The 25,855-nt window shown below is 49.0% G+C and carries 19 protein-coding genes, 2 tRNA genes, 1 other RNA gene and 1 pseudogene; 11 read left to right on the top strand and 12 right to left on the bottom strand.

All coding sequences use genetic code 11. From position 1 onward, the window contains the following. Window positions 1–2 precede the first annotated feature (2 nt). The 5 genes from PK629_08845 to PK629_08825 all read right to left on the bottom strand — a co-directional run bounded on the left by PK629_08845 (window position 3) and on the right by PK629_08825 (window position 8,463). Complete coding sequence (locus tag PK629_08845; protein HOP11582.1) at window positions 3–3,065, bottom strand: glycoside hydrolase family 2 TIM barrel-domain containing protein; 3,063 nt, start codon at window positions 3,063–3,065, stop codon at window positions 3–5. A gap of 92 nt (window positions 3,066–3,157) precedes the next feature. Beyond that, entirely contained in the window at window positions 3,158–4,399 is a 1,242-nt protein-coding gene (locus tag PK629_08840; protein HOP11581.1) for a sialidase family protein, read from the bottom strand. A 29-nt stretch (window positions 4,400–4,428) separates the two neighbouring features. Then, complete coding sequence (locus tag PK629_08835) at window positions 4,429–5,466, bottom strand: rod shape-determining protein (protein HOP11580.1); 1,038 nt, start codon at window positions 5,464–5,466, stop codon at window positions 4,429–4,431. Between the two features lie 37 nt (window positions 5,467–5,503). Then, window positions 5,504–6,187, bottom strand: a complete 684-nt coding sequence (locus tag PK629_08830; protein HOP11579.1) for a phosphoribosyltransferase family protein — start codon at window positions 6,185–6,187, stop codon at window positions 5,504–5,506. Further along, complete coding sequence (locus PK629_08825) at window positions 6,187–8,463, bottom strand: ATP-dependent RecD-like DNA helicase (GenBank protein ID HOP11578.1); 2,277 nt, start codon at window positions 8,461–8,463, stop codon at window positions 6,187–6,189. The genes PK629_08830 and PK629_08825 overlap by 1 nt, the downstream gene beginning before the upstream one ends. Window positions 8,464–8,774: 311 nt before the next feature. Here PK629_08825 and PK629_08820 point away from each other — a divergent pair. The 3 genes from PK629_08820 (at window position 8,775) to PK629_08810 (ending at window position 10,776) form a co-directional block, all read left to right on the top strand. Further along, window positions 8,775–8,850: transfer RNA gene (locus tag PK629_08820), tRNA-Ala, on the top strand. Window positions 8,851–8,929: 79 nt separating this feature from the next. Beyond that, the gene (locus tag PK629_08815; GenBank protein ID HOP11577.1) at window positions 8,930–10,306 is read left to right on the top strand and encodes an NCS2 family permease; all 1,377 of its coding nucleotides are present in this window, start codon (window positions 8,930–8,932) and stop codon (window positions 10,304–10,306) included. A gap of 341 nt (window positions 10,307–10,647) precedes the next feature. Further along, window positions 10,648–10,776, top strand: a complete 129-nt coding sequence (locus PK629_08810; protein ID HOP11576.1) for a DUF2992 family protein — start codon at window positions 10,648–10,650, stop codon at window positions 10,774–10,776. Window positions 10,777–10,780: 4 nt separating this feature from the next. Here the strand turns inward: PK629_08810 and PK629_08805 are convergent. After that, window positions 10,781–11,195: pseudogene (locus PK629_08805) on the bottom strand (secondary thiamine-phosphate synthase enzyme YjbQ). Between the two features lie 15 nt (window positions 11,196–11,210). Beyond that, entirely contained in the window at window positions 11,211–12,659 is a 1,449-nt protein-coding gene (locus tag PK629_08800; GenBank protein ID HOP11575.1) for a transglutaminase domain-containing protein, read from the bottom strand. Window positions 12,660–12,892: 233 nt separating this feature from the next. On the opposite strand from PK629_08800, the gene PK629_08795 reads away from it, so the two are divergent. The 8 genes from PK629_08795 to PK629_08760 are packed head-to-tail and all read left to right on the top strand — an operon-like array spanning window position 12,893 to window position 21,588. Continuing rightward, on the top strand, window positions 12,893–14,311 hold the full coding sequence (locus tag PK629_08795; protein HOP11574.1) for a hypothetical protein: 1,419 nt from the start codon (window positions 12,893–12,895) through the stop codon (window positions 14,309–14,311). Window positions 14,312–14,329: 18 nt separating this feature from the next. Beyond that, a complete protein-coding gene (locus PK629_08790; GenBank protein HOP11573.1) occupies window positions 14,330–14,599 on the top strand; it encodes an EsaB/YukD family protein in 270 nt (89 codons plus the stop codon). Between the two features lie 2 nt (window positions 14,600–14,601). Further along, window positions 14,602–15,786: a ThiF family adenylyltransferase gene (locus tag PK629_08785; protein ID HOP11572.1), complete on the top strand. Its 1,185-nt coding sequence runs from the start codon at window positions 14,602–14,604 to the stop codon at window positions 15,784–15,786. 17 nt (window positions 15,787–15,803) lie between these two features. After that, complete coding sequence (locus tag PK629_08780) at window positions 15,804–17,738, top strand: FHA domain-containing protein (protein ID HOP11571.1); 1,935 nt, start codon at window positions 15,804–15,806, stop codon at window positions 17,736–17,738. A gap of 19 nt (window positions 17,739–17,757) precedes the next feature. Continuing rightward, the gene (locus PK629_08775) at window positions 17,758–18,627 is read left to right on the top strand and encodes a trypsin-like peptidase domain-containing protein (protein HOP11570.1); all 870 of its coding nucleotides are present in this window, start codon (window positions 17,758–17,760) and stop codon (window positions 18,625–18,627) included. A gap of 5 nt (window positions 18,628–18,632) precedes the next feature. Further along, window positions 18,633–19,508 carry a hypothetical protein gene (locus tag PK629_08770; GenBank protein ID HOP11569.1) on the top strand — a complete coding sequence of 292 codons (876 nt, stop codon included), beginning with the start codon at window positions 18,633–18,635 and terminating at the stop codon, window positions 19,506–19,508. Between the two features lie 20 nt (window positions 19,509–19,528). Further along, on the top strand, window positions 19,529–20,431 hold the full coding sequence (locus PK629_08765; protein HOP11568.1) for an RING finger protein: 903 nt from the start codon (window positions 19,529–19,531) through the stop codon (window positions 20,429–20,431). Window positions 20,432–20,454: 23 nt separating this feature from the next. Further along, a complete protein-coding gene (locus PK629_08760; GenBank protein ID HOP11567.1) occupies window positions 20,455–21,588 on the top strand; it encodes a LysM peptidoglycan-binding domain-containing protein in 1,134 nt (377 codons plus the stop codon). Window positions 21,589–21,827: 239 nt separating this feature from the next. Here the strand turns inward: PK629_08760 and PK629_08755 are convergent. The 5 genes from PK629_08755 to PK629_08735 form a co-directional block, all read right to left on the bottom strand. Next, window positions 21,828–21,904, bottom strand: a tRNA-Arg gene (locus PK629_08755). Between the two features lie 141 nt (window positions 21,905–22,045). After that, window positions 22,046–22,397, bottom strand: an RNA gene (rnpB, locus tag PK629_08750) — RNase P RNA component class A. Between the two features lie 81 nt (window positions 22,398–22,478). Further along, complete coding sequence (galU, locus tag PK629_08745) at window positions 22,479–23,354, bottom strand: UTP--glucose-1-phosphate uridylyltransferase GalU (protein ID HOP11566.1); 876 nt, start codon at window positions 23,352–23,354, stop codon at window positions 22,479–22,481. 13 nt (window positions 23,355–23,367) lie between these two features. Beyond that, window positions 23,368–24,381, bottom strand: a complete 1,014-nt coding sequence (locus PK629_08740; protein HOP11565.1) for an RING finger protein — start codon at window positions 24,379–24,381, stop codon at window positions 23,368–23,370. 183 nt (window positions 24,382–24,564) lie between these two features. Continuing rightward, a complete protein-coding gene (locus PK629_08735; protein HOP11564.1) occupies window positions 24,565–25,740 on the bottom strand; it encodes a spermidine/putrescine ABC transporter substrate-binding protein in 1,176 nt (391 codons plus the stop codon). Window positions 25,741–25,855: the final 115 nt, after the last annotated feature.

Genomic DNA, 25,855 nt, shown 5'->3' with positions numbered 1-25,855 from the left:
TTTCATTTACAAAGATTGATAATGAGTTTGTCGAGTACTGGGTTATAACCGGTGCGTCCGTCGATGCTCATAGAGACGGCGAAAAGATTGTCTGCGAGTTCAGCGGCGACGGGCAGTTTTTTCTTGTGCCCGGCGGTCTTTTCGAAGAATCCTGCTTTCGCGTAGGTGAAAACGATTGGTTTTATAACAAACCCATCGGTTTTGATGTAATTGACCGCTGCGGTGTCGATAAAATCCTTTTTGCTGTTATAGAGATAGGCGAAATCCTGCGGACCGAATTCGGCAGTCAGCGGGTTCTCGGGATCACGGGCCACGAACGCCACACCATCTTCGTGGTCGAACGGCATCGCGCCGTCAATCGCGTCATAAACGCCGTAGATGTAGTCGTAACCGACGGATTTTTTACCGAGTTGATATCCCGCAGTGCCGCTGTCGGGCGGCAGGATCACGATTTTACATCCGCTTTTCGCTAATTTTTCGGTTCTCGAGAGGTCGCACTTATTGTCGGAGATCAAGACGGTTTCGCCATGGTCGGGCAGATAAGAAGCCGCTTCGGTTTCAAACCCGAGTGATTTTGCAACCGTCAAGGCATTTTGACCGATACAGACCGCCTTGCCGTGAGCTTCCTGTTTCGGATAAGTCCGAACCGTAAAACGCTCATTGTGAATCGGTTTTTCGCCGTCATAAAGCGCCGCATCGAAATGGATATCGATTTTAGCGGTGACATTCGGCAGCATTGCCTTGACAATTCCGGCACATTTCGGACTGACGGCCTCGATGTCGGAGGTCAGTTCCCAACTGCCGATTGCTTGATCGCCGTTTCGCATCGTGACGACCATGCGCAGGTTCATATGATCTTCCTGCGTGTCATTCAATAACCAACACTCCAACGGAATCGTCTCGCCGCCGTAAGCCGTCCAGCGGTCGCTGCGCAGATTCAAACGCAGCGGAACGAGGGAATTCTTGAATTCGAAAAAGCCGGGTTTGGGCTGACGATCGACGCCGACCAAAACTTTCATCCAGCCGGCGGGCCATGCGTCGATCAGCAGATGCAGGGCGGTGGAGACGATTTTATCGCTGCGGCGGCGGAACGCGTCGGTCATGAGTTTGGCCGCGAATGCCTGATGCCGCTGGCTCTCGGAAATCCAATTCAGAATGCCTTCCTGTTCCTCGTACCAATCGCCGTGCATCGTATTGCTCTGAGCGAAGACGATCTTGTCGGGCAGCCATTGCTCACCGGGTTTGGGCAGCCATTCTTTCGGGTAACGCGAGGTCATCACGTCGTAGTTATCCAGCCCCTCGGTGCCGTATTCGCCGCAGCCGGTTTTCCAACCGATGCGCACTGCAGGCAGCCAGTTTTTATAGATCCGTCCGATCGGCAGCGCATGATTGGTATACCACATGTTATAGCAGTGGAAATCGGAAAGTCCTTCGTTCGTGGGCGGGTCGTAATCGCCCTCGACACGCTTGATGACACGGTCGGGATTCTCCTGTTTGATTGCTCGGTCGCAGCACTCAAACCAACGCTCCAATTCGGGACGACCGAGGTGTCGGTGACATTTGCCGTCGCGCTCAATCGGGAACGGCTCGTTGATATAAGTCACCATGATGCAGGACGGGTGCGAACGCACCAATCGCTCCATCTCGCCAGTTTGGCGGATGCCCTCGTAAAACTGACCGCGCCGGAAGGTGCCGAACAGCGGCAGGTCGGTCTGGTTGAGCATACCCAGCATATCGCAGTAGAGGTAAATTTCGTCCTGCACGGGCCGCTGTGTGAATCGGTAATAGTTCATATTGGCGACTTTAGCGATTAAAATGTCGGTGATCAGCAGTTCCCAGTCCTCGTCGCAGACAGCTAACTGCATATGGCCCATGTCATTTGCACCGCGCAGCCGGATCTTTTTATTGTTGAAAAACAGTTCGCCTTTATCGCCTTCACAATCCGTTTCCATAGAAAATTTGCGCATTCCGAACGGTTTGTCGTATTGGTCGAGCAGTTCGCCGTCGCATGAATACAGGGAAATGCGCGCGGTATACAGATACGGCCTATCGAGTTCCCAGGTCTTGAACTTGCCCATCGGAACTTCGTAGCGGTAGTCATTCGCACCCGGACCGGTGTAGGGAATATTCTCGAATAAAACTTCTTTTTTCGCTGTTCCGCTGAAATTGCGGGCGTAAATCTTCACGCCGAGGGTAAAACCGCCGGATTTGCCGCGGTCGGAATAGTTCTCGTCGGTCGCATTAAACACCTGCACCCACGCCTGTGCGGTACCGCAATCGATATCCGGGCGCATGAAGACGTCGTTGATGAAATAATCCGGCGTCTCTTCCAAAAAGACCTTATTGTAAATGCCGCCGCCGGGTGGGCAGTGGTGCCAACCGGTCTGCGGGTCATCCCAGCCGAGGCCGGTCGCCGCATAGATCTTGTCGCCGTCAATGCGGTCGCCTTCGATGCCTGTGGTCGGCAGATCGTTTTTCAATTCAACCAGCAGCACGTTTTTTCCGCGTCTTAAAAGCTTTGTGACCTCGAATTTGAACGGCGCGAACATCCCTTCGTGGCTGCCGACATATCGTCCGTTCAAATAGACATTGGCGATGTAATCCGCGCCCAAAAAGTTCAGCCAGACCCGCTTGTCCGCAGAGGCAAAATACTTGAATTCGGAGCGGTAAAAAGCCGTCCACCGACCCACCGGCCCGTGATAATGCGGCAGCTTGACGTGTTCCCATTCGCCGCGGCCTTTTTGGGCGTTTTCGAAATTCCGGTTGTCCTCCGGGGTTTCAAAGCGGAAATCGAATTCGGACAGAACTTGTGTTTTGCGTGTTTTGCGCGCTTTCGGAACCAGATCACGCAGAAAAGGGGAATAGTACGCCCGCAGCGTTTTGATTTCGTCCCAATAGTCCTTTTTCAGCTCTTCGTAGGATTTTTGAATCACTGCGGGCGCAATTTCGTCTGAAGGCTTGAAATCAACGGATTGGAAATCGATTGGCGGGCATTTGGCCAATCCGGGGCGGGTCGCCTTGTTATCTGCGGCGATCTTTGCAAAGTATGCCTGTTCGTTTGCCATGAAAGTCTCCATCCTGCCGCATTGCGGCATTCATGTTCAGAGAATTGACCGATTATGAAAGGACAATTCTCTTGGTATAAATTTATTTTATGCTATACTTCTATTACGTATTTATTGAGCCATCCGCCGAACTTGGAAAGATTGGGGCGGCAGGGGGCAAGCACGACGAGTTTTCCGTCGGATTGTTCATATCCCCAATGCCCGGTGAAATCGACGGGGAACAGCGTTTTGGTATCGTCGACATCGTCGGGTTTGGTCACAATCGTCGTGACTGTCTTTTTTTTTACGCGGCAGGAGTATTTGTCTATCTCGGCAATACAAAGCGGATAACGCGGGAAATTGCCCACCGGATTTTTCTCGTTGATTACGCCGATATAAAATAATCGTCCGTCGGAGTGTGTGAACGTGCGTGCACGGCTGGAGGAGGAATACATGATGCTGCCGTCGTCGTAGAGAAGAGGTTCCGGGTGGCTCCATGTCTGTCCCTCATCGACCGACACCAACATGAATTTGCAGCCCTCGACGGTGGAGTAGGGGGCGTTGCTGCCGCGTGCGACCATCATAATCCGTTCGCCGTTGACCACGGATAAGACCGGTTCGAAAAGACCGCGCGTAGAGCGTTCAACTTCGATTGTTGCCCAGTTACCGAATTCGAAGTTATATCCCAAATCCGCCGCGTTCCATTTTGCTTTAATGGCTCCGCTGCGCATAAAACCTGTGCCGTAGTAATCGATGCGGTTCCAGCCGGGATCGACCGCCTGTGAACTGACGCCGAGGGTCAGTGTAAGGTCTTTTGTGCGTACAAGGTTCGGAATCACGAGGGTCGCCATATTGGCGCCGAATTTGACGCTGTGCATATAGTGGGTTTTATCGTACATCTGACCGGAACTGCTGATGCCTTTTTGAATGATCTGGCGTTTGTCCGACCAGGTGAAGCCATTATCAAACGAAATCCGATAATAGATCTTGCGCTTTTTGGAGGGACTGTCCGGATCACCGTAATCAAAATACAACTCGGTGCCGAAATAGAGCATCGTTCCGCGGATATCGTCAGAAAAAACCGAGCCGTAGCCGTCCCGCCGACTGCTGCCGTGCAGATCATAGACGAATTTGTGCTCAAAGACGCTTTGAAATTTCCAGGTTCGCCCGCCGTCGGAAGACCGATAGATTGAGGTTGAAAGGTTGCTCTTTCGGCGGTCCATTCGGTCGAAGGTCAGAATCATATCACCGCTTCCCGGGATATCCTTGCGTGGGCATACGGCGACCGAAGGTCCGTTGATGAATTCATCGCCTTCGCAGCGGATAAACGCCTCTTCGCGCTCGATGACTTTCATGGGTTCGCTCCTTTTTACGGGGTTTTTATTTAAAACACGTTGTCGATATATCCTCTTGCACCCGGTGTGAATTTATCGATATTGTCCAGTGCTTTTGCAGCGCCCAGAATAACCGCATCTTTTGGGCTGAGCGCTCGGATCACCGGTGTGTTCAGGTGCAGAGACATATATTCGTCCAATCCTTCCAGCATACTGCCGCCGCCCGAGAGTAAAATGCCGTCGGTCTTAATGTCATTGATCAATTCCGGAGGAGTGCGTTCCAACACTGATTTTGTTGCGTCGACGATCAGAGAGACAGCTTCAGCAAGGGCTTCGGCAAGCATATCGTTTCCGATTTCAACCGCTTGAGGGATACCGGTAATAAAGTTTCTGCCCTTGACGATTGTGGTTTTACGCTTTCCGTTATAAAACGCACATCCGACTTCTTTTTTAATGCGTTCGGCGGTCGGTGCGCCGATAATTAACTTATATCTGCGTTGGATGTATTTTATGATGTCGCTGTCAAAACGATTTCCGGCTGAATTGACCGAGTTTGTGGCGCTGATACCGTTCAAGGTGATAACCGCGATATCGGTTGTGCCGCCGCCGATATCAACAACCATAATACCGTGTGGTTTTGAAATGTCAAGACCGCTTCCGATTGCCGAAGCGACCGGTTCACTGATCAGATAGACCTCTCTCGCACCTGCCAGATCGCAAGCGTCAACAACCGCCCGGGCCTCAACGTCGGTCATACGGGCGGGCACAGAAACCATGACGACGGGCTTGAAAATACGCAAGTCACCGCAGATGGTTTTGATGTAGTGGCGCAGCAGTTTCTCAGTCACGTCAAATTCGGAGATTACACCGTCCGCCAGCGGTTTGATCACCTCGATGCCGCCGGGGTTGCGTCCGAACATCCTGCTGGCTTTTTCGCCTATGGCAATTACCTCACCGGTTTCACGGCTGAAGGCAGCAACGGTGGGTTCGTCGATCAGAATACCCTTACCGCGCAAAAATACCTTTGTGGTGGCTGTGCCGAGGTCAATCGCAATATGTTGATTTAACCCGAGAAAGCCGTATGCCATTTGGTGACCATCCTTTCTTTTTTAGGGTTTACACGGTTCAGGTTTTAATTTCAACTTCCCGTTTAAAGACTACCGAGGCTGCACAGACGGCGAAAACCTCTTTTGCGCCTGCTGATTTTAAAACTCGAGTTGCCTCAGAAAGAGTTGAACCGGTAGTCATGACGTCATCTACCAACAGAATTGAACGTTTTTTAACAGAGACACTGTGTTTTAATTGAAAACTGCCGAAGATGTTGGCAGCACGTTCGGCGGCGGTCAGTTGTTTTTGTTCGGTGGAGTGGCGCAGACAGATCATGGTTTCGCAAAACGGAAACCCCAGAACATCGGCGATTCGCTCAGCCAGCAGTCGCGATTGATTGTATTCGCGTATACGCCGGCTGTGTTCGCTTTGGGGGATGCAGGTCACAAAATCCACAGGCCCGAAATCGGAACCGAGGCAGCAGTGCGCCATCATTTCCCCGAGGATAACGGCATTTTGCCGTTTGCGATTGAATTTTAAATCCCTTACCGCTTTTTTGACGCCCTTTATGTAAAAGAATGGGGCGAAAAATCCGTCCGCATTGGGAACGCGCCGCCCGGCAAATTCCATGTCGCGGCGTTTCATAAAAGGGGGATGGCATTGTCCGCAGTAGTCGAGATCGGCACAGACCTTGCCGCAGAAGATGCACTTATGCGGAAAAAATGCAGAGATCAGGCGGTCAAACCATGTCCCGTTTTTCATCAGGATTCCGCTCCTTCATCCAATCCAAGCAAAAATTTTTTTAACCCGGTATAGCGCAGCGCCTTTTTTTCGTTGGATACCATCTTCATCACGGTTGCCTCGCTGCCCACAATGATCAGCATTTTTTTTGCACGGGTCACGGCGGTATAGAGCAGATTACGGTACATCAGTTGTTCGGAATAGGCCGGAAAAATCGGAAGAATCACGGCCTCGAATTCGCTGCCTTGGGATTTGTGCACCGTGCAGGCATAGGCGGGTTCAAGCTCGTTGAGCTGCTGTGAGGTGAAACAGACCTGCCGTCCGTCGAAATCGGCATACAAAAGACGCGCGGCTTTGTCGATACCGGTGACGATTCCGCTGTCGCCGTTATACAATCCGATGCCGGCCTCGCCGTCCCTTGTCCACATTATATCATAATCATTGTGCGTTTGCATAATTTTATCGCCGATTCGATAAGAAAATCCCTCGTAATCATATTGCGGGCTTCCGCTCGGTGGATTTAAAACAGCCTGAAGTTTTTTATTCAATTCAATGGTACCCAACGCGCCTTTTCTGCCGGGGGTCAATACTTGAATATCCGTGAAGGGTGACCAGCCGTAACGGGCGGGCAGGCGGGCAGAGCACAGAGACACCAGCGTTTTGACACATTCGGTCTCGGTACGGACGGGCATAAAGAAAAAATCACCGTCTTTGCGTTCCAATACGGGCGGTTCTCCGCTGTTGATGCGGTGGGCATTGACCACGATCAGCGAAGACGCTGCCTGCCGGTAGATCTCTGTCAACCGGATCAACGGAATCTTACCGCTTCCGGCCAGATCGCGCATGATATTGCCCGCACCGACGGCGGGCAGCTGGTCAGCGTCACCCACCAGAATCAGTTTGGCGTCCGGGCGCATCGCCCGCAGTAGTCCCTCCATCACAAAGATGTCGCACATGGAAGCCTCATCGATGATAACCGCATCGCTGTCAAGCGGGGATTCTTCATTGCGTCCAAAGGTAAGCCAGCGGTCATCGCCGTTGCCGACTTTGCTGTCGAGCAGACGGTGGATGGTGGTGGCCTCCCAGCCGACGAGTTCGCTCATGCGTTTGGCCGCACGTCCGGTCGGCGCCGCAAGAGTGACTTTTAAATCGCGGTTTTGTAAAAGCCGAAGTACTGCATATAATATTGTCGTCTTACCGGTACCGGGGCCGCCGGTAATGATGCAGGCTCCGTGCGAAACTGCGGTGCGGATGGCTTCTTTTTGATAATTCTCATAAGTGATGCCGACAGATTTTTCAAGTTCGGCGATCTCTGCATCGCTGACAGGTTTTGCGTAAGTATCGATCTGAGAGAGAATCCGCATGCGGTCGGCGATGGTTTTTTCAGCCACAAAAACCTTGGAGAGAAAACAAAATTGCCGTACGCCGAAAGAAACAGGTAAAATCTCACCTAATTCCATCTGACTGTTCAGGGCGTTCTCGGCCAGTTCGGGTTCGCAGCGTAAAAGTGTTTGAGCGGCACCGAGCAGTTTATCGGTCGGCAGGCAGGTGTGGCCGTTCTGGAGGTTATGACGCAGCACATGCAAGACGCCCGCACCCAATCGGTTATCGTTGTTATATTCAAATCCGCGCTCAAAAGCAAGCGCATCAACGCGCGCAAAATCGAGGCCGATGGCGTTACAGCAGAGGATGTAGGGATTGTCCTCGACCAATTGCATCGTGTTTTCACCGAGTACCCGTATCGTTTTAACCGATTCCGAAGGACGAAGACCGTATCCCGAGAGATAGATCAGCATTCTGCGTAAATCAAAAAGCTTTGTCAGTTCTTCGGCGATTGCGACGGCTTTTTTGTGGGAAAATCCGCGTACTTCGGCAACCTGCATCGGATCGTTTTCCAATATAAATAAGGTATCGTCTCCAAAGCGGTCGAAAATCCGTTCGGCGCTGATGGGGCCGATGCCTTTGACAGCACCGGACATCAGATACCGAAGGATATCTTCGCGGTTGTCGGGCAGGCGGCGTTCGGAGGACTGTACCTCGAGTTGTTTGCCGTAAGAAGAGTGGGTTACAAACTTGCCGATCGCTTTCAGACGCTCGCCAGGGTAGAGCTGCGGCATCTCGCCGACAACCGTCAGAATGTCACCGCCGCACAGCAGTTCGACGACATGGTAACCGTTTTCCTCGTTGGCAAATACGACGCGGTCAACGACCCCTTCCGCTTCGTAAAGCCCATCCTCGCTGTCGCAGGGAACGCAGCCCGAGAAATCGCCCGCAAGGTCTCCTGCAATATCCCTCAAGCCCGCCACCTCCGAAAATGAAAAACACCGCATATCGGCACTATTTGTTTATAGTATACCATATATAGTAAACAAGGTCAACGATAAAGATAAAATTAGCCAAAGTTTTCGTATGATTTTTGTAAAATCAGACAAAGATAAAATCTATAAAAATTTTTTCGGAAAGATTGCTTGAAAAGAGAGCAGGGATATGGTATGATGCTTTTGTGATCGCTGTTTTGCGGCTTTTCGCCGTTATCACGATTTATTTAGGTCGGAGGCGCCTAACCAACCGACCGGGATTAGTTTATTTTATATCACATGGTTTTCGTGGGGGTATAGCTCAGCTGGGAGAGCGCTTGAATGGCATTCAAGAGGTCAGCGGTTCGATCCCGCTTATCTCCACCAGCACAAACCTTGTGATACAAACTTCTCTCCCCTTGTATGACAAGGTTTAGGCAAATATTTTTTTTAGGAGGAGTTTCTCTTGGACAAGTTTTTCAAGATCAAGGAACGCGGCTCGACGACACGCACCGAAATTATCGCCGGAATCACAACGTTCCTTGCGATGGCGTACATACTCGCCGTCAACCCGAGTATTCTGTCTGCCTCCGGTATGGACAAGGGCGCCATTTTTACGGCGACGGCCGTGTCCGCAGCGTTTGCGACCATCCTAATGGGCGTATTCGCAAATTATCCGATCGCGCTGGCCTCCGGCATGGGATTGAACGCTTATTTCGCCTATACCGTTGTCCCGCAGATTCAAGCCATGGGCATTACGGATCCATGGAGAGTAGCCCTGACCGCAATTCTGGTCGAGGGTATTATTTTTATTCTGCTCTCTATATTCAAATTCCGTGAAGCGCTTGTCAACGGTGTTCCTGCCAACCTCAAATACGGCATTACCGCCGGTATCGGTCTGTTTATCGCGATCATCGGCCTTAAAGGCGCCGGTATTGTGGTGGCCAACAGTTCCACGCTCGTTGATCTCGGCAGCTTAAAAACCCCGCAGGTCGTGCTTGCTTTTGTCGGTATTTTAATTATCGGCATTCTCTGGCATTACAAAGTAAAAGGCTCCATTTTGATTGGTATCCTCGCAACTTGGATTCTCGGCATCATTGCCGAACTGACAGGTTGGTATGTTGTAAACATTGATGCCGGTGTCTATTCCTTGATTCCGTCATTTGCGGACGGTTTGAGCGTTCCGTCTTTGGCGCCGACCTTCTTCAAATTTAATTTTGCGTTCGTCGGTCAGCATTTGATGGATTTCATCATCATTACGTTTGCCTTCCTGTTCGTCGACCTGTTTGACACGGTCGGAACGGTTATCGGCGTCGCATCAGAAGGCAATCTGCTCGATAAAGACGGCAAACTTCCGCGTGCCGGACGTGTCCTGATGACAGACGCGATCGGTACCGTCGGCGGCTCCATGCTCGGCACCTCGACCGTCACCAGCTATGTTGAGTCGACAGCCGGTGTCGCCGAGGGCGGTAAAACCGGTTTAACGGCGATCGTCACCGGTCTTTTGTTTATCGTCTCGCTGATTCTTTCCCCGATCTTCTTGGCTATTCCGGGCTTTGCAACGGCTCCGGCACTGATTTTTGTCGGTTTGCTGATGATGAAATCCGTCCTGAAGATGGACTTTACAACCGACATCGCCGATACGGTCGGCGGCTTCTTGGCGATCTGCTTCATGCCGTTCACCTATTCCATCGCAAACGGCATCATGTTCGGCATGCTGGCATGGGTTATCCTCAAGCTCTTCACCGGTAAAGCTAGGGACATCTCCGCAGTCATGTGGGTTGCGTTCGGACTCTTTGTTCTGAGAATTCTGACAATGGTCATTCCGGGACTTTCCATCTGAGCATCGAATTTATAAAAAGAGGCGGGGCGTTGCCCCGCCTCTTTTCTTGACAAAATACAGATGTAAATGTTATATCTCAAAGACGGTTTATAGCAAAAGAACCGCCGTAAAGGTAAACATGTTCCGGCCGGTAGTCGGGGGGAAGGATTCCGAAGTTTGGATTTACATCCTTGAAAACTGGCGTAAATAGAAATTCAGCGAATTTCCCGAAGATGAGCGAAAATACGACAGGCATGTCAATCCCAAACGCATGCAGCGTGAAATCAGCCGTTATTTAAAAAATCCGGGAATCGGCACAAAAGCGCAGCCAGGCGCTGAAACTTCAGCAGGAACAGGGAAAACTGGAGAGAAAAGGTAAATCTAAAGCGATTCGTGAAGCGGAAAAAGAACGCAGATTCGAACTGAAACAAGATAAACGCAAAGAAAAACACAGGGGCATTAGCCTCCTGTGTTTTTTAATTGAACCGTAAAGCCTTATTCTCCGATAATTTTAACCAGCACACGTTTGTCGCGCATGCCGTCGAACTCGCCGTAAAAAATCTGTTCCCAAGTTCCGAAATCTAATTTACCGTTCGTGACGGCTACTACAACCTCACGCCCCATTACAGTGCGTTTTAAGTGAGCGTCGGCGTTATCCTCGTAACCGTTATGGTCATATTGGCTGTAGGGCTTTTCCGGCGCGAGCTTTTCCAGCCAGCGTTCAAAATCGCGGTGCAGGCCGCTTTCATCATCGTTAATAAAAACGCTTGCCGTGATATTCATTGCATTGACAAGGCAGCCCCTCACGGATGCCGCTCTCCGCAAGCGCTGCGTCGACCTGTGGTGTGATGTTGATATAAGCGCGGCGTGTCGGGATATGGAATCGGAGTTCCTGTCGATAAGATTTCATGGCATTCGATTCTCCTTAATCTCTTTTTCTGAATATCAAGGCTACAATAATGATAAGAAAAGCAACTGCGGCGACGGCAAGTAAAGCCGTGACAAACGGTATGGATATGCCCAATTGGTGTGACAGCGAAGTTATAAGCGTTGAGAATTCGAAAGCCGATGGTTCGGATGAGGCAGGGATGGACGAAACCGAAAAAGTCGGCAAAATCGGTTCGGAAGAGCTTTCAAATGAACTGACAATCAGTGAAGATGATTCCGGAGATACCGATTTTTGCGATGAGGTTTCGGAAGAAGCGGCTGAAGCCGAGGGTTCGGATGGCTTAGATGAGACCGTTTGGGAAGAGGAAACGGGCTCCGGTAAACTCGCTTGAACGGAAGACGTTTCAACGCTACTCGGTTCTGAGGATTCATCCTGGGACTCCGGACGAACGGCAGTATCTGTTGCGCCGATTCCCCGGTCAGTGGCAGTGCAGGGCGGATAATTTCCGCTCCACACGTGATCCAATGCCATTTCGGCGTCTGTTATATTGAAATATTCATAGGTTTTGACGTCTCTGCCGTCCGAGGTGATGGGGTCGTCCCAGGTGATGTCGAGTTGATACCAATTCCCCCCGATTTTTACAAGGTTCCAGGCGTGAGGGATGCTATCATCTACTGTTCCGCTGACAAATAAAGATTCAATACCGACCGCATCAAAGAGCAGACGAGCTGCTTCCGCATATCCCTCGCAGACGCCTGTGCCTTTGACTAACGGCCCGTAAGCATAATAAATAAAATTCTCATTGCTGTTTTGAGCATATACGGTATTATCGATCAAATAATCATGTATGGATTTTACGAGCATATATTCACTCATTCCGGGTGAAAACACCTCTGAAGCCAACCAGTCCACTTCGGCTTTGGTCTCTTGTTTCATCTCGGTCATAGTGGCGCTATCATACCCGTAGGTGAAATCAATCATATACGCAATAGCGTCGGAGTGATTGTTGATAAAACTGTGCACCGAGATACTTTTATAACCCATGTAGGCGATATAGTCGCGGTCATGAATTTGATCGATTATATCGGAAAAGTCGGTATTTAATTCTTTACCACCGGTAAAGACAACATAGACTTTCGTTTCTGCATTCATCATAGCGGACCGGAGACACTCATATAATTCGCTGCTCGAGTTGACAATCTGAATATTGCTTATCGCGATATCGGTGTTGGTATATTGCACCTCGCAGTCGGTGTGGTCGCCGTAAACGGTGTAAGACATTCCGTAATAATAAAAGATTAATTCGGGCTTAGCGGCAAAAGCCTCCCGAAACACACTGATAATATTATCGGTCGAAACACTGAATTGTTCGTTAAAAGCGGATAAATTCTCGATAACCGTGTCGGCAGGCGAAGCGGACAGCGGCAGCGTAAAAGCGGAAAGGACTATAAAAACAAGCAAAAAAACGCATAAAAAATTTTTCAAAATTAGTCCCCTCCCGTTCTCATTTTATGTGACATAATATAGTTTATTTCGGCGGATTTGTCAATCATAAAACCATTCTTTAAGGCGTGGAAACGGTTGACATGTAAATAATTGCATGCTATACTTATCCAGATATTCCTTATTCATTTAAATCGACCTCCGCGACAAGACAGCCTAAAGGGAACAAATGAAATAAAACGCTGTCGAGAAATAAAGAAACGGAAGGAAAAAACATGAAAAAACTGTTTTCGGCCTTGGCCATCCTGCTTGCGGTCGCTCTTTTCCCAATCTCTTTTTCGGGATCTTCAACGCTATCAATCCATACAATAACGGGTACTCTTGTGGTAATGGAAGGAGAATCCATAACAGTAAGTGCAGGCGAAATTCGGGAAGGAATGACATTTCGGTGGGTATTAAATGGAACTTCTGGGAACACAACAGAAGAATGTAACGCTGCCACAGCCTCAAAATACGGGGTTATATTTTCAGGTGGATCCACCAATTCACTCACAATCTCGAATATTAACAGCTCTCTCAATAATAAAAGCTTAGTCTGTTATGTTAATTTTTACAACAAATTCATGGGAACTTGTTTTATAAAAACAATCAAAGTTCAAGAATACAAACCGGCAACACCCACAATTTCAACCATCCAATCGTTCACTGCAAATAAAAACGAGGAATGCAAACTCACAGCCATCGCAACCGCTTCGGACGGCGGCACCCTCAGTTATCAATGGTACGAAGCCTCTGCGGAAAATACAAGGGAGATCACGCCGATTGATGGAGCGGTAGGGAATACTTTATCATGCGATACAAGTAAGGGCGGAATACGGTATTATCAATGTAAAGTTATTAATACGAAAAAGGGAAAATCCAATAATGCGTTCAGCAATGTGGTTTCGGTGACGGTCAGCACACCGGTTCCTACACCGGAATACAGCACAAATAAAGTAAGTGTTTTGCCCGATGAAAACGTCACACTGAAAGCCGATATTTCGTTGAGTGAATCCGAAAGAGGTAAGATTAGTTATCAGTGGTACGAGAGTGCAAAAGATGACCCGGACGAAGCGAAAGCAATTTCTGGAGAGATCTCCGACACCATTACGATCAGCGGAAGCGAACACTCCGGCACAACACGCTATTACTTTTGCAAAATAACAAACGAAATAAACGGAGAAAAATATACGAATATTGATGACGGTTTGGCGATGATCGAGGTTACATTTGCCGGGCAACATGTCCATGAATACGGCGAATGGAAGGTGACCGCCGAACCGATATGCACTGAAGACGGAACCAAGACCCGCACCTGCGAATGCGGTGAAAAACAGACGGAAACCATTTCGGCATTGGGGCACGCATTCGGTGAATGGATCGTTGTAACCGAAGCCACTGCAGATCAAGAGGGTTTGGAAGAGCGCAGCTGCACACACTGCGGTTCAACCGAGACTCGAACCGTTCCGGTTATTGCGGCACAGTCGATTGAAACCGCAAGTGTTGATTTTTCGGATATTGCGGTGACGGAACCTCAAGGTGAATCAGAGTGGGTGGTTGTTCTAATTGTTTTGGCGGGTGCGGCAATTGGGGCAGTATACGGATTGATTTTAGTAAAAAAAGCCAAAAAGGCAAAACAAAATGAAGAAAAATAAAAACAAGGAGCGTCAAAAATGGGCAGAGTAAACGTGGTAATCGTGGATGCGACGGGAAACAAGGAGCAAAAAGTCGGCTTACCGGATGATATCAAATGCGGTATCATCATGGTAAAGCTGATCGAGAAAATCAAACTTCCGTCCGTCGGACCCGACGGAAATCCGATCAGCTACAAATTCATACATAAGGTGACCGGAAAGCAGCTGTTGGAGTCGCAAACGCTTGCCGAAGCCGGAATTCGGGACGGAGACGTATTGCGGTTACAGCCGGAGATCACCGCGGGCTGAGTATGGAAAATAACATCGAACTGTCGAGTGCCGATTTTGAAGAGGACCGGTACGACCGATTGCGGCTGATCCCCTGGTGGGATCAAAAACGTCTGTCCGAAGCGACGATAATGGTTGTCGGTGCAGGTGCGATCGGCAACGAAATCATCAAGAATCTGGCACTGCTCGGTATCGGTAGACTTCTCATTGTCGATATGGACCGAATTGAACACACAAATCTGACACGCTCGGTTCTGTTTCGTGCAAAGGACGTCGGAAGATATAAAGCCGAGGTAGCCGCAGAACGGGCGACGGAGCTTAACCCCGATGTAAAAGCGAAAGCGTTTATCGGCAATATCATTGATGACATCGGACTGGGTGTATTTCGGAGAGCCGATGTAATCTTGGGCGGGCTCGACAACCGTGAAGCGCGGCTGGCAATCAATCAAGCCTGTTATAAAGTCAACAAGCCTTGGATTGATGGGGCGATCGAAGTGTTAAACGGGTTCGCGCGGGTTTTTCTGCCTCCGGACGGCGCCTGTTACGAGTGCACGATGACCGAGACGGATTGGAAACTGATCAATAAACGCAAATCCTGTGCGCTGTTGACTCATGAGCAGATGGCTGAGGGGAAAATTCCGACCACACCGACGTCTTCGTCGGTAATCGCGGGTATTCAGGTGCAGGAAATGCTGAAGTTGCTGCATAGTGACCGAGAACTGCCCACTCTCGCCGGAAAATGTTATGTCTTCAATGGTCTGACGCATGACTCCTATATCGTGGAATATCAGCGAAAGCCCGACTGCATGAGCCATGACTCCTATGAAAAAATCGAGCAGAAACCCTGGTCGGTCCGAACGATGACCTTGAAAGAACTGGTCGCCGCCATTAAAAACGAGATGGGCGAAAATGCAGTGGTGGATTTTGACCGAGATATTGCAACTGCGGCGGGTTGTACCTGCGGTGAAATAAAAGAACTTTTAAAACCCATACATCAGCTGAGCGGTATGGATATCACCTGTGCAAAATGCGGTAAAACCATGGATTTTGACAGCTTTCACTCCCTGAACGGAACCGAGCCGTTTTTAGATCAAACACCATATGACGTCGGGATTCCGCCGCTGCACATCATCACCGGAAGGGTGGGGACGAAACTGCGGTATTATGAATTCACCGGCGATGAAAAAGAGGTTTTTGCAGAGCTCTGACAGAAAGGAATTTGTTTATGACGCCCAGAATGCGCAGAATTGCTTCCGACTGGGAGCAGATCAAAAAGGATTTCACAGGTCACAAAAACATTATTGTCACACCCGTCGGGGAAGAGCCGCCGGAAAAATATCATGTGACCTATTTTGTCAACGGCATTTATTTGCTGCCGGATGGAAGCGTTCAAAAGCTGGGACGGCACGAGGTTGAAATCACCCTCCATGCCGAATATCCGAGATTCAAACCGATCTGTAAAATCCTGACGCCGATCTGGCACCCGAATTTTCGGGACGGACAGATCTGCATCGGCGACATCTGGGGCGCCGGCGAATCTCTGGCCGACATCATCGTCAACATCGGCGATATGATTCAATATAAATCCTGGAATTCTTACAGTCCCCTTTCAGCCGAAGCTGCCAGATGGGCGATGGAAAACCGCCATCTGTTTCCGGTCGGAGACGTCAATCTAAATATCGCCGATGACGGCAAAGAAAAACGTGATTTTGAGATTGAGTTATTTGACGAGACTCCGGAGTCGGATTCTCCTCCTCAACCCACCATTGAAACCGAACCCCAACTTCGACCGGAATCCCAACCCGAGTCGCAACCCACCCCTGAACCTCAGCCGGAACAGCCGCAGCCATTTATACCGGTGCCGGCGCTTGTGATGGAAAAACCTGCGGGGAACGATTTTGACATCACGGCCGAGGAACTTGCCGGAATCGAATTTGTCCCGACCGCACAACGGATGCAGACAGTTGCACACGGCGGTTTGGTCAAAGGCCGTCGGATCAATTTCAAAACCATTTTTGTGAAGGGTTTATTATGGGCACTGATCGGTGCCATATTGGGCTTCGGCGGTTCTGAATTGATGCAAACTGCGGCAAGCGATGCGGTAATCGCAAAGATTTCGGGTTATACCGAACTGGCTGATTTCTATGAGCTGTGGGATCAGACAGATAAGATTTCCGACCAGCTGAATCAGCGCTTTTATGCTTATTGCAGAGATAACGATTTGAATCCAAAAAAGGATTCGAGTTTTGATTCTTGGGCAGACGATATGACCACATCGGATCAGCGTTTATATGATCAATATATTGTATCTTATGAAAACGCGAATGATGCTTACGAAACAGCATATGAAAACTTTGACGGCACCGAAGATGAATTTTACGCGGTGATGGATCGTGTCAACAGGACATCGACCGGCGTGTGGTTTTCGTTTGTGGCGCTGTTCATCGGGTTGATGCTGGGAATCGGTGAGGGTGTGTATTACGGATCGGCAAAACAGGCGTTGAGATACGCATTGATCAGCGCCGGCATTTCCGTTGCTGCGGGATTTATAAGCGGATATATCGCACAGTGGATGTATGCCGGACTGCTTAATGAAGACACATCGGATTTTATGTCCTCCATGATCCGAGGATTCAGTTGGGCGGTTATGGGAATCGGAGTGGGGTTGGCGGTCGGTTTGATTAAGCCGGAGAAGAAACGGCTGCTGTATTGCACGCTTGGCGGTCTGATCGGTGCATTCCTCGGCGGATTTATTTTCAACGGTATTTATGACCTCATTCCGAATGACATCGTCTCCCGTTGTGTGGGAATCATTGTGATGGGAATTTTAATCGGTCTCGGTGTCGGTTTATTGGAGCAGTTTGCAAAACAGGCCTGGCTCAAGGTAATCCGCGGCGAGTTTGAGGGTAAGGAATATCTGGTGTTTGCGGGTACGACGAGCATCGGAAACAACGCAAAGAATACGATTGTGTTGTTCAAGGACAAGCTGGTCGCACCGCATCACTGTGACATCGTACTCGAAGGCAGCAAATATACGGTCGTCGATCAGGGCTCTCCGTTGGGTACGGTTGTCAACGGCAGAAGAATCCAGCGGCAGATGCTGAAAAAAGGAGATACCATTGCGATTGGCAACTCCGTATTGGTCTTCAATACAAAATAGACAGTGTGGTGGATGCCGGATGAGAAGAATTTTAAAAATTATAACGGCGGTATTGCTGACAGGAGTGATGCTTCTGTTCGGCATACCTGTTTCGGCAATGGGATTCGACGCAGACACGGTCTATGAATCGGTATTTGTTGTCTGCTCGGGGGATGCACTCGGCAGCGGATTTTCCATCGGTGAAAACTGTATCATCACCAATGCGCATGTTATCGACAATCGATTGAATATTTATGTCTACACCCATTCGGGCAGCGAATATCGCGCAAAAGTAGCACTGATGGATGAGGACTTGGATATTGCCGTGCTCCAGGTGGACGGCGTCACATTTTCCGCATTGATTGTTGCCGGTTCCGACGGAAAAGTCGGCGATGATATCTACACGGTCGGTGCACCGGAAAATCTGGCCTATACCCTGACCAAAGGAATTATATCGGCGAAAAATCGGGAGGTTGACGGCAACACTTATATCCAGATTGACGCGGCGGTCAATCCGGGCAACAGCGGGGGCCCGCTGCTAAACGACAGCGGGGAAGTGCTCGGCGTCAATACACTGAAGCTGGCTGACAGCGAGGGCATAGGCCTCTCGATCCCGATTGCCGAAGTCACGAAATTCCTCGCCCAAAACGGAATTGAATTGGATGATAAGGGCAATGTCGCACAGCGGATCGAGGTCTCGTCCGTCCAAAGCATACCCGGCGAATCGGAAGCTCAACCCACCGATGATATCGTCACCGATAGTGCAAAAGACCCGGTTTTAATTGCGATTTTATGTATTTCGGCAGTGTTGAATGTGATTTTAATCGTCGTACTGGTTTATAAAAACCGCAAAAAGCCCAAAGCGGACCCCTCCGAGAGAACCGATTTTGAGATTGATATTATGGAGTGAAAACCATGGCGAAAAAGAAAAACAGACGAGTTGTCACTACGAACAGCGGTGAGGTTTTACCGCAGAACATCGCTTTTATCGGTGAACAGACCGCCGATGAGGATAAAAAAATTTATATCTCACAGCCGGTTTACAAAGCTGTACATCGGTTTTCCAAGGGGAAAACGAGCGTTGAAACCGGCGGCGTATTGGTCGGCAGCACGGTCTCCGCATTCGGGAAAATGAATATCCTGATTTCCGGATTCATTGAGGCGAAATTCACCGCATCCACGGCGACGACTTTGACTTTTACACACGAGACCTGGAAGTCCATTCACAGCGAACTCGAAAAGAAGTACTCAGGGTTGAAAATCGTGGGTTGGATTCATACACACCCCGATTACGGTATCTTTTTATCCGAAAACGACAAGTTCATCCACGGGAATTTTTTCAAAGAAGAACAGCAGATCGCCTATGTGGTGGATCCCGTCCAAAACAGCGAGGGTTTCTTTTTCTGGAAAAACGGTGTGATCGAGCGCAGTAAAGGGTTCTATATTTACGACAAAACGGGTGTGACGATCCAGCAGGCGGAAGCACAGGAAGATGATCAGGATTCCGAAAAATCCAAGGCATCGTTTTCGGCCAGGGACATTTTGCTCGGAGCGCTTGTTATCTCTGTGATTCTTCTGTCGATTTCTTTGATCGGCATGCAAAAAAGGATTTCAAATCTGCTGGAGACGCAAAAACTGATAATTGCAAATATGAACACGATCCAACAAGAGATCATCATTATGCAGCAGTCGGAGCTGTCCGAAATCGATCAGACCAGTTCAGCGGAAGTATCTTCTGTACCCGAATCGTCAGAAGCGGAACAGGGAAGCGGAAGTTCGGAGAGCGAATAGAAACGAAAGGAAATAAAGCCATGAATACGTTCGCAGGAAAAACATGCCCCTATTGCAAAACGGAATTCGCCGCTGACGACGATATTGTTGTCTGCAGCGAATGCGGAATGCCGCATCACAGGGAGTGCTGGGTGGAAAATCAGGGCTGCAGCACCTTCGGGTGCAGCGGAACCATTCAGGGCGTCGGCAGTGTACAACCCGAAAGCGCACAACCCGTTGCAGCGCAGTATGAATTTGAAAGACCGATTTCCGCCGGCTCCACCAGTGTAGCTGCAGTAATTGCCGCTCCTCCCACAGCAGTAACTGTCAGGGCGAAATTCTGCCCGAAGTGCGGCGCAAAGCGGGAGGAGGAACATCTGTTTTGCAGTGAGTGCGGATATCGTTTTGTGGCACGGGAAAGTACTGTATCCTCCGCTGCAGCGACTGCGGCCATACAGAATCCGGTTTATCAGGGAGCTCCCGATCCTGTTGTAACCATGCAGGAGATGTATTTTAAAGATACCGCTCATCCCGAGGCAAAGTACATTGTACGAAATGTCCCGTTTTATCTGGAGAAGTTCAAGCGCATGCGCCTGTCGGATACCATCGTGAGTTGGAATTGGCCGGCGATGCTCGTTACCCCTTATTGGTGCATGTACAGAAAAATGTACGGAATCGGTGCGGCATTTGTTGTCGGCGCAATCGCTTTGGCTCAATGGCCGATATACGGTTTTATCATATTATTGGTCACCAGAATCGTCTTTGCGATATTTGCCAATTACATCTATATGAAACGTATTCAGGTAATGATAATCAAGGAAGAGATCATGGACGAATCTCTACGGCCGATTTATGTTATGAATCACGGCGGAATCAATACCGGAGCTGCGATAGCCGCGGCCATTGTATTATTAATCATCAATATCATCATCGCATATAATTGACCGACAGGCAGGAGATGTGAAATATGAGCGATATCGAGATTGAAGTCAATGAAAAGGAAAAATCGACAGAGGGAAATATTCAGCTTCCGGTGAATTTCATCACGGTCGGAAAAATTGAGAATGAAGATGTGAAGGTGTATATTAAGCAGGATATCTATAAAAACATCGAACATTATGCCGAATCCGATACAAAACAAGAGCTCGGCAGTATTTTATTGGGTGATTATACGGTATCTGCGGGAAAAACCTGTGTTGTGATTTCCGAATTCATCGAAGCCAAATATACCGACGCCTCAGCCTCGACGCTGACTTTCACCCACGAGACCTGGGATTTTATTCATAAAGAACATGACCACCGGTTTCCGAATCTGAAAATTATCGGCTGGCAGCATACGCACCCGAACTACGGAATCTTTCTGTCCAATTACGACATGTTCATTCAGGAGAATTTCTTCAATATGCCGTTTCAGGTGGCCTATGTCGTTGATCCGCTGCAAAACATCCGCGGATTTTTCCAGTGGAAAAACGGGAAGGTCGAGAAGCTGAACGGGTTTTATATTTATGACGGCGTCGAAAAACCCATTAAGATCGAGCAGCGGAAATTGAAAACCGAGACGGAGAAATCAAATAAAAAGCAAAACGCTGTTTTTATCGCACTGCTCGCGGTGCTGATTGTTGCTGCGGGTGGATTGTTGTTTCATCAAAACAACCTTTTAAACGAGAGAAAACAACAACAAAGCGAGTTGGAATCAACTGTGAGCGTCCAGACACAAACCATTGAAGCGCAAAACACTGAAATCACCTCGCTAAAAGAGGTATTCGTAAATCAAGTACTCGATTCCGAGAATAAGGACGATGTTTCGGATCTTATAGAGAAAATCGAATCCGGACAGCTTGTTTTCGACAATCAAGAGGCTATGCTGACCGAGTTGAAATCATTGCTTGCGAAACTTGAAGCAAATGAATCAGAATCCGTATTTTTCATTGTTTACACCGTTCAAAAGGGAGACACGCTTTCAAGCATCTGCAAATCACTCGGTCTAGACTATCAAACGAATATCGGCATCATTAAAGCGCTGAACGATATCGAAAACCTTGATTATATCTGCGACGGCCAAAATCTTCTGCTTCCGATGTTTGAATTAGGGAATACATAAATACGATATAACGGATATTGCCTTTATATTGTTTAAAATTCATAATAAAAATAAGGGAGTGAATTTTATGCCAAAATGTGCCGCTACCATCACTCTCGTTTTTCCGGAGTGATATGATATCGTTCCATCACGTGCCGCAGGCACATCTCACGCGCAGCGCATATCACGTCGAAGGCATATCACCCGTTCCGACAGGAACGGATATCACTGAAAAAACCACGCATGGCGTGGTTTTTTCTTGGCACTCCCGGTGCGATTTGAACGCATGGCCTGCCGCTTAGGAGGCGGCCGCTCTATCCAGCTGAGCTACGGGAGCATATATTTGAAGCCACTTAGGAGAGTGACTTCGCATTGGGTAAAACAACTGTAATGTATTTATTTGCCTTGATATGAATGTGGTTTTACTGCAACTTTTTGTGCAAGAAACGCCTTACGCAAAAGTTATTTCGGCAGTCGGCAAACGATCCGGTCTGTAAGCCGGGTTCTGTACGGTTTTCACCGTGACGACCATCTATCTGGGACGGGCATTGCTGTCCGCCTCATGCCATCTGTCGGGAATGCGCCGGGCCGGCGCGTCACCCAGTCGATGTTGCTTCGGATAGAGTTTACAGGGAGCGGCGGTCTCCCGCTGCACCGGTGAGCTCTTACCTCGCCTTTCCACCCTTACCAACGTGTTGCTTGCGCAGCACGCAGGCGGTATATCTCTGTTGCACTTGTCCGAGGGTCACCCCTGGCGGCCGTTAGCCGTTATCCCGCCCTATGAAGCCCGGACTTTCCTCCCCTTGCAGGGCGGCCGTCCGACCGGGTCGTTTGCCGACTGCCGAAATTGATATTATAATATTCAGACTTAAAAAAAGCAAATGCAATTTATGGGTATGAAATTTTCAAGCTTAGGATAGATTTTTAATGAAAGATTTCAAATAATTGCTGAAATCCGAACCCAGTTCGGGATGCTTGACACCCAGTTCAACGATGGCTTCGAGGTATCCGAGTTTGTTGCCGATGTCATATCGCTTGCCGGTGAATTCATAACCGACCATACCGTAACGCTGTGCGAGCACCCGCATGGCGTCGGTAAGTTGAATTTCTCCGCCCGCACCGGGAGGGGTTTTGTCGAGAATTTCGAAAATTTCCGGTGTGAGCACGCATCTGCCCAAAATCGCATAAAGAGACATAATCTGTTCGTCACTCGGTTTTTCAACCATATCCGAAATTGCAAAAGTACGATCTTCAAGCGGAGAAACCGCCAATGAACAGTATTTTTTGATGGATTCGCGGTCGACTTCCTTAATACCGGCGACACCTTTGCCGTATTTTTCATAGGCCTCGCAGAGTTCACCAATGGCCGGCTTTTTTCCGCCTGCGATCACGTCGTCGCCGTAGAGCACCGCAAACGGCTCATTGCCGACAAAACCGCGTGCACAACCGATGGCATGACCGAGTCCCTTGGTCTCTTTTTGACGGATAAAATAGATATTGGCCATCTTCGAAGTCTCCAATACCGAGTTGTAAAGCGCGGTTTTGTTGCCTGCCAAGAGGCGTTCTTCCAATTCGGGAGAGCGATCGAAATGATCTTCCATCGCCACTTTGCCGCGATTGGTGATAATCAGAATGTCGGTAATACCGGCGGCGACCGCCTCCTCGACGATATACTGGATCGAGGGTTTGTCGACGATGGGTAGCATCTCTTTCGGGATTGCCTTGGTTGCAGGCAGAACGCGGGTACCGAGCCCGGCGGCGGGGATGACAGCTTTTGTAACTTTCATAAAAAACGCTCCTTTAGCTGAAAATCAGACAGATATATGCCACAAAGGAAGAGGCGAAGAAATACAGCACAAATGGAAGCAAAACCGCAAATGCATTGACACCGCCCTTGGCCGCAAACAGATATTCGCGCTGATAGCGGTCGTAGGAGCGCTGACGGATCATGCGGATGGTCTTGACAGCTTTGTTGTAATAGAGTTTCATGCCGAAAAATCCGCAAAACACCATCGACAAGATATATAGAATCACTGTGAGCGCAATACAGATATTCACAATCGCCATATTTGCGGAGAGAAATTCGTTGATAATACGGTATTGTTCGGTCATATAGGCATCATAATCGGTGATGGAGTTGGTTGCGACCATAAGCGCATCCGCACATTTGACACAGATGATGCCGTACAATGCAAGGATAGGAGACATCACTGCCAGCGCAATCGCAAGTCCGGCACTGACCATTTTGTGATACAAAAGCCAGAAGAATGATCCGATAAATGCATACCCGGAAAAAGCCAGTTTTCCCTGACTGATCTGTTTGAAACTGTGAATGGCGGCGTCCGAATTGGCACCGTAAAACCGAGCCATATCGGCGCGGCTGATATCTTCGACCAGCTTACCGTCGTCATTATAGACAGTATCACCGTCATTATAGGCGTTGGAACCCGGGGGCGGGGGATAATTCGGAGTTGCTTTGAATTCCGGATTCGGCAGTGTTAATTCGTGTCCGCAGTTGAGGCAGACGCGAAACATCGGGTCGTTGTGATAGCCGCAGAAGTCACAGATGATTTTTCCGTTTTCATCGACACCATGGATTACGGAGTTTGTTTTAGAAGGTCCGGAAGGCGCAGTAAGCTCATTAGTCGTATCAAAATTGCCGTTAGCATGCTCGGGCGCAAAGAAACAGGCGCCGTTTTGGTTCCAGCATTCTCGGTGATGCGCCGTTCCGCATTCGGGGCAATAGACGATGTCGTCTTTATCGTTGAATTCTTTTTTACAGACGGGACAGATTTTTCCCTGCCAAAAATTCATGATGATACCTTTCTTAAAACAAATGCGTGATTAAAGCCAAAGCAAAAATCACCTAAAATATATTAACCAAATATTTTCGTTTTGTCAAGTTAAAGCGGGGGTGTGAAACACATCATCCCTGGGCAGAATCAGATTCAAAAAGCGCACAAGCCGTATTGCCGGCTTGTGCGCCCGAAAGGTCTATTAATAATCGGTGCGTTTTTTCTTTCTGACGACGAAGAAGATGATCACTGCGGCAACCACAACGGCGAGAATGATTAAAATGTACCAGCTCCAACCGCTGCTTGAGGTCTTAACCGTATCAAACAGTTCGTTTGTATATTGGGTGGTTTCGGACGGAAGAGTCTCAAAGGTGACGCCGCGTGTGAGTACCTCTTCCGGGGGATAGGCGATCGGGTTTTCAGCCACTTCGGGATCCATAAAGGCTTTTGCGGCACTGATCGGTGTGGAATATCCGAGGTATTCCATGTTCTGCCCCGAGATCTCCGGATCGCACAGGAAGTTGATATACTGTTCGGCGGCTGTTTTATTCTGAGCGCCGGTCGGGATGCAGATCGAATCAATGAACAGGTTAAATCCCTCTTCGGGGAAGCAGAACGCCAGATCTTCATTTTCTGCCTGCATGGTCAAAAAATCACCCGCATAATAAGGAGCGATCCAGGCCTCTTCGGTCTCCATCTGGCTAAACACCTGATCCATGACGTAGATTTGCACCAACGGTTTTTGTTCGGACAGTTTAGCGGCGGTCTCGTCGAGTTCCTGCGTGGAGGTCGTGTTGACGTCGATGCCGAGTAAAAGCTGAGCGATGGCAAACGCGTCGCGGCTGTTATCGAACATCAGAATTTTACCGGCATAATCGTTGTCCCACAATAGATCCCATCCGGTAACCTCTTCGGTGACGTATTTGCTGTTGTAAATCAGGCCCACGCAACCCCAGGCATAGGGAACACTGTAATCATTGGTCGGATCAAAGGTGCGTCCTTTAAATTCGCTGTCAATGTTTGCGTAATTGGGAATATTGGTGTAGTCGAGTTTCTGCACGAGCCCCTCTTCAATCAGCTTTCCCACCATATAATCGGAGGGGATGATGATGTCGTAACTTGCGCCGCCGGTCTTGAGTTTGGAATAGAGCGCCTCGTTGGAATCATAGGTCGAATAATTGACCTTGATGCCGGTGCGGCGGGTGAATTCTGCGTTGACGTCGATATAGCCGTCGGTGCCGTCGGAGATATACTGTCCCCAGTTGTAGACATTGATGACCTCACCGGTTAACGGAACGGCGTCATCCGTCGCGAAAACCGGCAGTACCAGTCCGGCCAGCAGGAACAAAGACATTGCGAGTGCGAAGAACTTTTTCATCTCTCAAACCTCCTGTGATTTATTTCATAATCGGAGCAGCGGGTGAATCGAGCCGCTGCTTCTTTGTATCCAGAAAACCACTCGCTAGGCGAGTGGTAGAAAAAAAGGCTAATGC

Source organism: Oscillospiraceae bacterium (genome assembly GCA_035380125.1).
In the GTDB taxonomy this organism is placed as follows: domain Bacteria; phylum Bacillota; class Clostridia; order Oscillospirales; family JAKOTC01; genus DAOPZJ01.
This window is presented reverse-complemented; position numbering and strand designations above follow the sequence as displayed.